The 12,545-nt window shown below is 48.0% G+C and carries 9 protein-coding genes; 8 read left to right on the top strand and 1 reads right to left on the bottom strand.

Annotation, left to right across the window (positions count from 1 at the left end):
* Positions 1-2: 2 nt before the first annotated feature.
* From ectB to LN341_RS06195, 3 genes are all read left to right on the top strand, one after another.
* A complete protein-coding gene (gene ectB / locus LN341_RS06185) occupies positions 3-1,268 on the top strand; it encodes a diaminobutyrate--2-oxoglutarate transaminase (RefSeq protein WP_120510542.1) in 1,266 nt (421 codons plus the stop codon).
* Positions 1,269-1,279: 11 nt separating this feature from the next.
* Positions 1,280-1,675, top strand: coding sequence for an ectoine synthase (locus LN341_RS06190; RefSeq protein WP_046219278.1), 396 nt, complete (start codon positions 1,280-1,282; stop codon positions 1,673-1,675).
* Between the two features lie 137 nt (positions 1,676-1,812).
* Complete coding sequence (locus LN341_RS06195) at positions 1,813-3,246, top strand: aspartate kinase (RefSeq protein ID WP_234204425.1); 1,434 nt, start codon at positions 1,813-1,815, stop codon at positions 3,244-3,246.
* Between the two features lie 86 nt (positions 3,247-3,332).
* Here LN341_RS06195 and LN341_RS06200 read toward each other — a convergent pair whose 3' ends face one another.
* Positions 3,333-5,615: a YgiQ family radical SAM protein gene (locus LN341_RS06200; protein ID WP_234204426.1), complete on the bottom strand. Its 2,283-nt coding sequence runs from the start codon at positions 5,613-5,615 to the stop codon at positions 3,333-3,335.
* A 374-nt stretch (positions 5,616-5,989) separates the two neighbouring features.
* On the opposite strand from LN341_RS06200, the gene LN341_RS06205 reads away from it, so the two are divergent.
* From LN341_RS06205 to LN341_RS06225, 5 genes are all read left to right on the top strand, one after another.
* Positions 5,990-7,101 (top strand): IS3 family transposase gene (locus LN341_RS06205; protein WP_234204911.1). Its coding sequence is split into 2 segments (ribosomal slippage): positions 5,990-6,242 and positions 6,242-7,101, totalling 1,113 coding nucleotides; the frame shifts between segments, so codons are not numbered across the junction.
* Positions 7,102-7,147: 46 nt separating this feature from the next.
* The gene (locus LN341_RS06210; RefSeq protein WP_234204427.1) at positions 7,148-7,870 is read left to right on the top strand and encodes a hypothetical protein; all 723 of its coding nucleotides are present in this window, start codon (positions 7,148-7,150) and stop codon (positions 7,868-7,870) included.
* A 419-nt stretch (positions 7,871-8,289) separates the two neighbouring features.
* Positions 8,290-9,249 (top strand): reverse transcriptase domain-containing protein, encoded by a 960-nt coding sequence (locus LN341_RS06215; protein WP_234204428.1) that lies wholly within the window; start codon positions 8,290-8,292, stop codon positions 9,247-9,249.
* Between the two features lie 45 nt (positions 9,250-9,294).
* Positions 9,295-9,792: a hypothetical protein gene (locus tag LN341_RS06220; protein ID WP_234204429.1), complete on the top strand. Its 498-nt coding sequence runs from the start codon at positions 9,295-9,297 to the stop codon at positions 9,790-9,792.
* 819 nt (positions 9,793-10,611) lie between these two features.
* On the top strand, positions 10,612-12,543 hold the full coding sequence (locus LN341_RS06225) for an immunoglobulin-like domain-containing protein (RefSeq protein WP_370643735.1): 1,932 nt from the start codon (positions 10,612-10,614) through the stop codon (positions 12,541-12,543).
* Positions 12,544-12,545 lie beyond the last annotated feature (2 nt).

The following is a 12,545-nucleotide window of genomic DNA, read 5'->3' on the forward strand; positions in this document are numbered from 1 at the left end:
TCATGAATATCTTTAATGCGCAGGAATCAAATGTTCAATGTTACGCCAAAAACTTCCCGGTGGTGTTCTCATCCGCAAAGGGCTGCTGGTTGAACACCAGCGAAGGTGAGCGTTACCTGGATTTCCTGGCAGGCGCTGGTGCGTTGAACTATGGCCATAATAACCCGGTGCTGAAAAAAGCACTGATGGATTACATCGATCAAGATGGCCTGACGCACGGTTTGGATATGCATTCCGAAGCAAAAGCGACATTTCTTGAAAACCTGAAAAATTACATCCTGACCCCTCGTGGTCTGGACTACAAAGTACAGTTTACCGGCCCAACAGGCACTAACGCCGTTGAAGCCGCGCTGAAACTGGCGCGTAAAGTAAAAGGACGCCAGAACATCGTTGCCTTCACCAATGGCTTCCACGGTGTGTCTTACGGTGCACTGGCGGCAACTGGTAACCAGCATCACCGTGGTGGTGCGGGTATGGCACTGAGCGGTGTCACCCGTCTGCCATACGAAGGTTACGCCGACCTGGATGGTCTGGCACTGTTCGAAGCTATGTTGACTGATAACTCCAGCGGCCTGGATAAACCGGCGGCTGTCATCCTCGAAACCGTACAGGGTGAGGGTGGTCTGAACGCGGCTTCCAACGAATGGTTACAGCGCCTGAGCGCTATCTGTAAACGTCACGACATTCTGCTGATTGTCGATGACATTCAGGCGGGTTGTGGCCGTACCGGTACTTTCTTCAGCTTTGAGCCGTCTGGTATCAAACCGGATATGGTGACCCTGTCTAAATCTATCGGTGGTTACGGTTTGCCAATGGCGGTCGTACTGCTGAAACCGGAACTGGACAAGTGGCTGCCAGGTGAGCACAACGGCACCTTCCGTGGTAATAACCACGCATTTGTGACAGCCGCTGTTGCGATTGAAGCCTACTGGCACAACGACGAGTTTGAGCAGCACATCAACGCACGCGCTGCCCAGCTGAACGTTACATTACAAAAAGTACTCAAACAGTACCCGGCGGTATTTGAAAAAATTAAAGGCCGCGGTCTGATGCAGGGTATTGCCTGTCACGATGGCGAATTTGCGGGTGCAATCGGTAAGCTGTGTTTTGAAAACGGCATGATTATCGAAACCGCTGGTCCGGATGATGAAGTGCTGAAGTTCTTCTGCCCGCTGACTATCAGTGAAGCAGAACTGGAAAAAGGCCTGCACATCTTTGAAAAAGCGGTGGCCGAGTTTGCAAAATCCAGCATGAAGAAAGCGTCTTAAGGAGAATAAGAATGATTGTACGCACCCTTGAAGAGTGCCAGAACAGCGAACGCCGGGTCGTGGCTGAAAACGGTAACTGGGAAAGTGTCCGCATGTTGCTGCGTGATGACAACATGGGCTTCTCGTTCCACATCACTACTATCTTTGCCAATACCGATACACACATTCATTACAAGAACCATCTGGAATCTGTGTATTGCGTATCGGGTGAAGGGGAAATCCAGACCACTGCCGATGGCAAGACTTACCAGATCAAGCCAGGCACCTTGTATGTGCTGGACAAGCATGATGAACACCAGCTGCGCGCCAACAAAGGTGTCGATATGGTGATGGCTTGTGTTTTCAACCCGCCACTGACGGGCATGGAAGTCCACGACAAAGACGGTGTTTACCCAGCAGCCGAATAATCACAGCTGTATTGACGCAAGTGATTAACCCTCCTTGCGATATCAACCTGAGGGTTACCGGAAGGCGGTGCAAACCGCCTTTCAACACCATCAAGCCCGGCACTCTTGCTGCGCTGATGAAAATAAAAGGAGTTACCATGACTCATACCGTTGAAAAGATTGGCGGTACTTCCATGTCTGCGTTCGATGCGGTAATGGACAATATCCTGCTCTATCCAGACAATCCTTATCAACGTATGTTTGTTGTTTCGGCCTACGGCGGTATCACTGACGCACTGTTGGAATGCAAGCGAACCGGTGAACCGGGCATCTTCCGCTACATTGCAGAACGCAACGATGTGTGGCGCGAGAAATTAAAAGCACTGGAGCAGCGTATGCTGCTGATTAACGACACCATGTTCCCTGAGCTGTTCTGTCGTAACCGTGCCGATAATTTTGTCAAAGAGCGTATTGCGAACGCCATTACCTGTATCGAAAATATTCTGGAAACCTGTCAGTACGGACAGTTTTCCCTGACCAGCTATTTGCCGCAAATTCGCGAGTTTCTGTCTTCTATTGGTGAAGCGCATTCTGCCTTTAATACCACGCTGATGTTGAATAACCTGGGTATTAATTCTCGCTTTGTCGATCTGTCGGGCTGGGGCGCCGAGAACAATGTCCAGGGCGATCTGGATGCGGTGATTCTCGATGCCATTAAAGATATCGATCTGAGCAAAGAACTGCCTATCGTGACCGGCTATGTGTACTGCGATGAAGGTCTGATGAAGACCTATGATCGTGGTTACAGTGAGATGACATTCAGCCGTCTGGCGGTATTGAGCAAGGCAAGCCGCGCGGTGATCCACAAAGAATATCACCTGAGCAGTGCTGATCCCCGTATCGTTGGCCCTGAGCATGTCCGCCCGATTGGAAAAAGTAACTATGATGTGGCTGACCAGCTGGCCAACCTGGGTATGGAAGCAATTCATCCCAACGCGGCTTCAGGGCTTCGTCGTGCCGGCATTGAGCTGGCGGTGAAAAATACCTTTGAACCTGAACACCCGGGCACTTTGATTTCTCAGCATTATCAGCCCAATACGGGTAAAGCCGAGATTATTGCCGGTCGGGATAAGGTTTTTGCGCTGCATCTGTTTGACCAGGCTATGGTCGGCCAGGTGGAAGACGTCAGCTATGAGCTGATGGAAATCATCCGCGAAGAGAACGTCCAGCTGATCAGTAAAGAGATGAACGCCAACTCGGTGACTTACTACCTGGATGGCAGCACATCAAGCCAGAACAAGGTATTGTCCAAAGCGGAGAAGCGTTATCCGAAGGCCAAGATCACCGGAAAAATGGTGGCGCTGATTTCGGTTATTGGTTCGGCTATCGATACCAATAAAACCATGAGTCAGGGTGTCTTGGCCCTGCTCGATAAAGATATCAGCCCGAAAGCGGCCCATGCCTCGCTGCGTAATGTTGATGTGCAGTTTGTGGTGAAAGACAGCGATTATCACGGGGCAATCTGTGCGCTGCATGAGAGCTTCATGAGTGAAAGCAAGGCGGCAGTAACGGCAGAGAAAGTCGTCGCTTAGTAACGCTTTCCTCCGGTTTTCCCCCTGGAATAAAAAAGGCAAGAGCATGGCTCTTGCCTTTTTGTTATCCGTTCACTAAAGCCTTATCAGGCTCGAGCGCCACGTTTTGCGGAGGGTTTACCGCGAGACTGTGGTTTACCCGGCGATGACGGGCGTTTGCCGGCACCTTGTGGTTTACCTGAACCCTGAGCACTGCTGCCGCTATGGGTTTTGGGTTTACCAGAACCCTTGCGTTGCGTCGTTCCGTCTTTACGGATATCCGGCTGATTCGGGTGCTTGGTGGCGAAACGCTTGGCACCGTGACGGCTTGAACCGCGACGGGTCGCTGGCGTCAGGGCCGCTTCGCTGCCTTCGGCAGGCACCAGACAATCGGCTCGGTCACCGATCAGGTGTTTTTTACCCATGCTGATCAAGGCTTCACGGATCAGCGGCCAGTTGGCCGGATCATGATAGCGCAGCAAGGCTTTATGCAGACGGCGCTGACGCTCGCCTTTGGCCACAAACAAATCTTCACGCTGCTTATACTTCACACGCTTGAGCGGGTTCGTTTCTGAGTGATACATGGCGGTGGCATTACACATAGGCGACGGATAGAAGTTTTGTACCTGATCGCACTGGTAATCATTTTTCTTGAGCCACAAGGCCAGATGCAGCATATCATCATCGGTTGAACCCGGATGGGCCGAAATAAAATACGGGATCAGATACTGTTTCTTGCCGGCTTCGGCGCTGTATTTTTCAAACAGCTCTTTGAAGCGGTCATAGGTGCCCATGCCCGGCTTCATCATCAGATCCAGCGTGCCTTTCTCAGTATGCTCCGGCGCGATTTTCAGATAACCACCCACATGGTGGGTCACCAGCTCTTTAATGTACTCCGGCGACTCGATAGCCAGATCGTAACGCACACCCGAAGCGATCATCACCTTCTTGATCCCTTTCACTTCGCGGGCTTTACGGTAAAGATCTATGGTGTGTTTGTGGTCGGTATCCAGCTTCTCACAGATTTTCGGGAAGATGCACGACGGACGACGGCAGTTCTTCTCGGCGCGCGGATCGGAACAACCCAGGCGGTACATGTTCGCCGTCGGGCCGCCCAAATCGGAAATGGTGCCGGTAAAACCGGGTACTTTGTCGCGGATGTCTTCCAGTTCCTGCAAAATCGACTCGTGAGAGCGGTTTTGAATAATCCGGCCTTCGTGCTCGGTAATCGAGCAGAAAGAACAGCCACCAAAACAGCCACGCATGATGTTGACACTGGTCTTGATCATGTCATAAGCCGGGATCTTGGCTTTACCGTAGGAAGGGTGCGGCACCCGCGCGTACGACAGACCAAACACAAAGTCCATTTCTTCGGTGGTGAGCGGGATAGGCGGCTTGTTCACCCATAATTCACGGTCGCCATGCAGCTGGATCAGCGCACGGGCAGAATAAGGGTTGGCTTCCAGGTGCATCACACGGCTGGCATGGGCGTACAAAATGCGGTCGTTGCGCAGTTTCTCGTAAGAAGGCAAACGCACGGCGCTGGTAAAGGCGTCGTGACGTGACGGCTGAATCTGCACCGTCTGAGCTTTCACCGGCTCAGCCTCGGCTTTGGATTTATTGGTCTCGCAGACTTCTTCCGTGGCATAAGGATTAGGCATCACCATAGATTTGCCCGGCTTATCGATGCGGGTGGAATCGATAATTTTATAATGGGCAGGTGCTTCTTTCAGGATCACCGCCGTACCCGCAATGTCTGTCATAGTGCTGATGTCTTCGCCGCTGGCAATGCGGTGCGACACTTCCACCAGTGCCCGCTCGGCATTACCGAACAGCAGGATGTCCGCTTTGGCATCAAACAGCACGGAACGGCGCACTTTATCAGACCAGTAATCATAATGTGCCAGACGGCGCAGACTGGCTTCAATGCCACCCAATACAATCGGGGTGTCTTTATAGGCTTCACGGCAACGCTGCGAATACACCAGCACAGCACGGTCAGGGCGCTTGCCGCCAACATTGTCCGGGGTATAGGCATCATCATGGCGCAGCTTGCGATCCGCCGTATAACGGTTGATCATCGAGTCCATGTTGCCGGCCGTAATCCCGAAATACAGGTTCGGCTGACCCAGCGCCATAAAGGCATCTTTATTGTTCCACTCGGGCTGAGCGATAATCCCGACACGGAACCCCTGAGCTTCCAGTACCCGACCGATCACCGCCATACCAAAGCTCGGGTGATCGACGTACGCATCACCGGTCACAATGATAATGTCACAGCTATCCCAGCCTAACGCGTCCATTTCTTCACGCGTAGTCGGCAGAAACGGCGCTGTTCCATAGCATTCCGCCCAGTATTTCGGGTATTCGTTAATTTTCTTTAAATTCATGCGTTTACTGTTGCTCGCTCAATGTAGGGCATTTGGGGCAAATATAAAAAACGTACGATTTTACCATGTTCCCGCGGTAATACATCATTTTCTATTGATGGACGCATCAGGGGGGATTACCTGGCGTCATTTTCAACGCAGCGGTTCAAGGCATGGGTGCAAGGGCTATCAGGCTTAAAACGGGCGGCGTTTCGATCTGGCAAACTCATGGGCGAGTACGTTACTACGGAGGATCTCTGAAAAAGCTTATGTCACCCGCCAGGCATACGCGTGTGCGGCGGGTGGGGTTGAGTACGTGTGTAACCCTCCCCGAAAAACATGTCGCTAGTAATTAGAGCTTTTCCGTTTACACTGAAATAAACGGAGAACGCATGATGAAAAAATCACGCTACACAGAAACACAGATCGTGAAGATCCTGAAGGAAGTGGAGGCTGGCCGTAAGGTCAACGAAGTCTGTCGTGAATACGGTATCTCTGACGCTACCTATTACAACTGGAAATCGAAATATGGTGGTATGGAAGCGTCCGATGTGAAGCGGCTGAAAGAGCTTGAAGATGAAAATCGCCGACTCAAGCAGATGTTCGCTGACCTCAGCCTTGAGCATCGTATTGTGAAAGATATTCTGGAAAAAAAGCTGTAAAGCCAGCGGTTAAACGCGAACTCGTGGAGTATGTTCGTCAGCAATTTCGGGTCAGTCTCAGAATGGCCTGCCGCGCAGTTGGCATCAGTGATTCTGTCTATCGATATCAACCAGACCCTCATCGAGATGATGAGGTCATCGCCAAGTTGCAAGAAGCCGTAGAGCGATATCCTGCTTATGGTTTTGGCAAGTTATTTAAAGTTCTCAGACGCTGGGGATATCCATGGAACCACAAGCGCGTTTACCGTGTTTACTGCTCACTCAAGCTCAATATGAGGCGCAAAGGAAAAAAGCGGTTACCGAAACGGGAGCCAGTCCCGCTGGCACGTCCTGACGGGGTGAACGGCTGTTGGTCGATTGATTTTATGAGTGACGCTCTGGCTTGCGGCAGACGTTTTCGTACGTTTAATGTTGTCGATGATTTTAACCGCGAAGTGTTAGCCATCGAAGTGGACTTAAATTTACCAGCCCCAAGAGTCATCCGGGTTTTGGAGCGTATCACAGCGTGGCGCGGGATGCCCGGCAAACTCAGGATGGATAATGGTCCAGAATTTATCTCCACAGCGTTAGCCGAATGGGCCGAAGAAAATCGAGTTGAACTTGAATTTATTCGACCAGGAAAACCCACTGAGAACTCATATATTGAGCGCTTTAATCGAACCTATCGCACAGAACTTCTCGATATGTACGTTTTTAAAACGCTGAGTGAAGTTCGAGAGTTAACCGAACAATGGATGAAGGAATATAACGATGAACGCCCTCATGATGCCCTTGATGATCTGACCCCGTGGGAATACTTAGCAAGGTACGAAAGCAGGAAAAACTCTAATTTAGGCTGCCATTAAAGTAGGGAGGGTTACAACTACGCATAGCCCGTCGCTGGCGGGGCTGGTGAATACAGATAAAATCCGATTTATTGATCGAGTAGATGGCTCCACTATTGTTCGTAAAGGGAGTCAAGAAAACTTGGAGGCTATTGCAAATACGTTAGGTATGTTACCTGACGTATCGCTCTCAATAGATAACTTAGGTGTGCAAACGATCCTTTGTCTGGAAGGCCCAACTGATGTTGAGTTCTTTAGTCATATGGGCAAACTATTCGATCTAGACTTGAAAAATGATGACCGCATATTAACGATATTCTTAGGCGGTGGCACTTTAATGCATTGGGTTAATAACAACTATTTAGCTAAACTGAATAAGCCTGAAGTTCATATATATGACAATGATGTATTTAAGTACCAGCTTGCTGTCGATCAAGTTAACCAGAGAGAAGGCTCTTGGGCTACATTAACCAATATGCTAGAGGTAGAAAATTATATTCATCCTCGCTTGTTTAAAGAAGTTTACCCTATTGACGATGACTTCATTGACTTAGTTGATGGTTGGGAAAATGAATGGAAACATAAGAATATTCCAAAGGATTTATCAATATTTTTGAAGGAGCTAAAGGCTGCTGGCAATAATGAAATAGCAGGTGAAGGCGCAGGGTCGATAAAAAGGATTCTATCCGAAAAAGCTGCCCCGCTTGTCACAGTCGAGGATCTCAGACAGCTTGGAGCTTATGAAGAGGTCTGTGGTTGGTTTGATAGGATAAAAGAAAACCTCCAATAGATACTAGCGTTAAGGCTTCAAGATACTTTTTCTTACCCTAAATAAATGCGTTAGTTCATTTGCACTAACGTATTTCTGCCCAATGGTGTGTCACAGTGGCTCACGCTAGTACAACTTTGCCTTATCACCAGCTATTCGAAATGGCGTATGTATGAATTTAGGCGGCTTTTAGTCGTTTGGTTCGCGTTAATCGCCTGCATATTATTGACTTTGTTGAATAATTATGGTTAAATCCCACGCATGCCTATAGAGGTGAGCGGACACCCTTACCACTTAGTTATCCCTCTTGACTAATGGATGGCTGAGCAGGGACGTTAGTGGATAAAACATCTGTCTAATGTATGTAGTGACTATCTTTTACGTAGGTTGTGTCCGTGGAATAAACCCAGCGAAAGCTGGGTTTTTTTTAGGAGAAATTTGTGGAATTGCATGAAAAAATTACGTGGTACATTGAAAAAGAAGCAGAGAAATTAGCTCTTCGCCACCACGCATATCACAACGCATTACATGTTGAGAATGAGAGAAAGCGTCAACGGTCTTCATCACCTACAAACCTGAAAGTGGTAGCAAAACCACCGCACTGGTCACAAGATAAAAAGTTCGACCCTTTTTATGTAAAAAAGCACGCTAAGACAATAGCATATTCAATTGCCAAGAAAATCGAGTCTCATACCTATAAACCATTTGAACCATCGAAAAACAAGGTGGCTAAATCATCTGGAGGTTACAGAGAAGTAGCAATGTATCAGATTCCTGATGCAGCCATATCAACCTTATTTTATCATCGGTTGCTGTCTAAGAATAAGCATCGCTTTAGTTCATTTTCATATGCCTATCGTGATGATCGAAATGTGCACTTTGCAATTCAGGATATTGCTGTAGAGTTATCTCAAAACTCTAGGTTGTTTGTCGCGGAATTCGACTTTTCAAAGTTTTTTGATGCGATTTCACATCAGTATTTGTTCGAACAATTCGAAAAAAATGGTTTCTTCATTAGCCAAGAAGAGAGAGCTGTAATTAAAGCGTTCTTAAACGGACGTGAAAGAGGTATCCCTCAAGGTACATCTATTTCACTTTTCTTAGCTAATCTGGCTTGCTGGAAACTTGATAAACAGCTAGAAAAAGAGGGATTACAGTTCGCTAGATATGCCGACGACACTATCGTATGGTCACAGGACTATACGAAAATCACCAAAGCTTTAGACATCATGAGTAATTTCTCTAAAGACGTCGGCGTTGCATTAAACGCTGAAAAGTCTGAGGGGATCAGTATTCTTTGCCCTAATGGAATGAAATCAGAGTTTCATAAAAGCAAAGACAAAGTCGAGTTCTTAGGTTACTCGATATCTATTGATAAAGTTTCAATCAAAGGCTCGTAGGTCGAAAAAATTAAACGAGAAATATCTTACATTTTGTATAAGCACTTGATTCAGCCTCTAAAGTCTTCACCGCTAAAAGCCCTAAAAATACCAGCAAACAATCAGGATGAAGCACTACTGAGTGCCATTTGTGAAATACGTCGATATATGTACGGTAATCTATCTGAAGATATGTTGTCAGCATATCTTAGTGGACGCAGTAATCGAATATTTTTTAAAGGAATAATGAGTTTTTATCCTTTGATTAACGATGAGGCTCAAATGAAGTCTTTGGATGGCTGGTTGGTCAATGCCATTTTTAAAGCTGTGCGACACCGTGCGATTCTTCTTGCATTTCATCGTCAGCCTCGAAATCATATTTTCCCTTTTAACGTATCAAGGAGAGAACTCTTAAAAGGTTGTAATCGAACTCGCATCAAGAGAATGAAGCTTCTTAAATACCCAAGCTTTTTAACTATATATAAAGCTATGCAGAAAGGTCTGGTAGAAGTTGGTATTGCGGGAGTAACTGATTCCAAAGCTAATACCTACAACTACATATAGTAAAGGCACTTAAAAAGCGTTTAAGGCTTCAAGATACTTTTACTAATCTCAGTTCGGCGAGCTAGAACAGAAACTCTAGCTCATTTCTGTCCAGAGCCTTGTTAGAAGTCTATTTTGGGCGGGATAAGTCTTACAAAGGTAAGACAGGAAAATCTAATGAAATCTGGCTCTGGCTTTGTCACCTGTTTGACCTGAAACTATGGGGACAAAAAAGGGGCAATTAAAAACGGGTGTGAACAATCAAGGAAGGCAAGAAAAACTGTTTTATATTAGTGTCTTATGTTGATATCGTTGGTTTACGCAACTTCAGGGGATATTACTAATCCATTCGGCCCAATTATCTAAGATACCCACTATCCCCGCACATTCATTTGTTTACTATTACTTGTTTTATGCAGGTGCATTCAACGAAGTTAAAATCTGTAATTAGCCCGTAACCGCACAAATGTTTCTGGCTGTTCATGCTGTCAGAAAAATCAGGCACGTTATTGTGTCCTGTTAGTTTCCATCTGGTGTACACATATACACCTCAATGAACAGGTTATAAATTAATAAAAAATAAAATAATTAGTTGCCTTTTAATTCATATCATCAATGAATTAAAAATCATTTCCTTTATTTCTTGTCATTTTTTGGAATCAAAAGCTAATTATGACATTTACCCTGACAGTGTTGACATTCACTATTGGTAATCTTTTTTTCTGAGGTAAAAAAATTAACACCGACATATTTTGCTCTGCTAATAATTGAGGTGGATAATTTTCAATCAACCTGTCTGAATTGGTGGACAATAAGGAAAAAGGAAAATCAATGCCAACCATTTTTAAAGCAAAACCCGCCGCTTTTGCTGTGTTAACAGCGCTCGGATTCATGACACAACCAGCCGTGGCTGACAGCAGTGAACTTGTCGCACAAGACGGTACTGTGCTGGTCGGTTACTGGCACAACTGGTGCGACGGAAGGGGTTATCAGGGTGGCAATGCGCCGTGTCTGCCCCTGTCTGACGTTGCCAGTGACTATAACGTGGTGAATGTGTCCTTCATGAAAGTGTATGACGTCAGCGAAGGCCGGATTCCCACCTTTAAGCTTGACCCGAATATTGGCCTGTCTGACGCCGAATTCATCAGCCAGATCAGTGCACTGAATGCGCAGGGCCGCTCGGTGTTGCTGGCATTGGGTGGCGCGGATGCACACATTGAATTAAAAGCCGGTGATGAAGTTGCTTTTGCCGATGAGATTATCCGCCTGGTTGATACCTACGGTTTTGATGGTGTGGATATCGATCTGGAGCAAGCCGCTGTCGATGCCAGCGATAACCAGACGGTGATTCCGGCAGCGCTGCGCATGGTTAAAGATCATTACCAGCAGGCGGGCCAGCATTTTGTCATCACTATGGCGCCCGAGTTTCCTTATCTGACTGCATCCGGCAAATACACGCCTTACCTGAAAGGGCTGGAAGGCTATTACGACTATATTAACCCGCAGTTCTACAACCAGGGGGGTGATGGCGTCTGGGTCGACGGTGTTGGCTGGCTGGCGCAGAGTAACGATGCGGTTAAAGAAGACTTCATTTTCTATATGGCGGACTCACTGGCAAACGGAACACGCGGTTTCACGCAAATTCCGGCCGAAAAACTGGTCTTTGGTATTCCGTCTAATATTGATGCCGCTGCAACCGGGTTTATTCAGAATCCGGCTGATCTTTACCGAGCATTTGACCGCATGAAAGCGCAGGGCCAGCCGTTAAAAGGTGTGATGACCTGGTCGGTTAACTGGGATGTGGGCACCAATGCCTCAGGTCAGCAGTACAATGGCCAGTTTGCTAAAAATTACGGACCATTCGTACACAGTCAGACGGTGCCAGTGCCGGACGGCAAACCGGTACTGAGCGGGGTGGAAGATATTCGCGTGCCGGTTGGCGGCCAGTTTGATGCCATGGCAGGTGTGTCGGCCACTGATGCGGAAGATGGTTCTCTGACGCAAGTCGTGGTGGTTCAGGGCACAGTAAATACAGCAATCACAGGGGCGTATTCACTGACTTACACAGTGACCGACAGCGATGGCAATCAAACCTCGGCTGCCCGCTTGGTAACGGTTTATAACAGTGCGCCCGTGCTGAGCGGTGTCAGCGATGTGATTGTCCTGCAGGGTGAAGTGTTTGATCCGCTGGCGGGCGTGTCGGCCTCTGACGAGGAAGACGGTGATTTAACGGCATCTGTCACTGTGTCGGGCCAGGTCGACGTCAATACGATTGGCAGCTATGTCCTGACTTACAGCGTGTCAGATGCTGATGGACTGAGTGCTGAGGCAGAGCGAACCGTGACTGTCACCGACGACAGCCAGGTATGCAGCGATGCCTGGCAGGCAACGGCGGTTTACAACGCCGGGGATGTGGTCAGTTACGACGGCAAAACCTGGAAAGCCAAGTGGTGGACGCAGAACAATGTGCCCGGCGCAGAACAATGGGGACCGTGGGAAGAAACCGGCAGTTCCGGCTGTGCCGGCACTGTGGTCGTCCCGGTTGAGCCTGTTGATCCAGAAACACCAACAGATCCGACCGATCCTGTGGAGCCGGGTGCTTATTCCGCCTATCAGGCAGGTGAGAACTATGGCGCAGGCGATCGCGTGTCCAATCTCGGCAGTGACTATGAATGTAAACCTTACCCTTATTCAGCCTGGTGCGCCGGTGCTGCCTGGGCCTACGAGCCGGGTGTAGGGTCAGCCTGGCAAGATGCCTGGATCAAACTGTAAGG

The sequence above is a fragment of the Photobacterium sp. TLY01 genome (genome assembly GCF_021432065.1).
GTDB lineage: Bacteria > Pseudomonadota > Gammaproteobacteria > Enterobacterales > Vibrionaceae > Photobacterium > Photobacterium halotolerans_A.

Coding starts and splice junctions, on each gene's coding strand:
- LN341_RS06200 (WP_234204426.1), bottom strand. CDS start 5,615: ATGAATTTAAAGAAAATTAACGAATACCCGAAATACTGGGCGGAATGC.
- ectB (WP_120510542.1), top strand. CDS start 3: ATGAATATCTTTAATGCGCAGGAATCAAATGTTCAATGTTACGCCAAA.
- LN341_RS06195 (WP_234204425.1), top strand. CDS start 1,813: ATGACTCATACCGTTGAAAAGATTGGCGGTACTTCCATGTCTGCGTTC.
- LN341_RS06190 (WP_046219278.1), top strand. CDS start 1,280: ATGATTGTACGCACCCTTGAAGAGTGCCAGAACAGCGAACGCCGGGTC.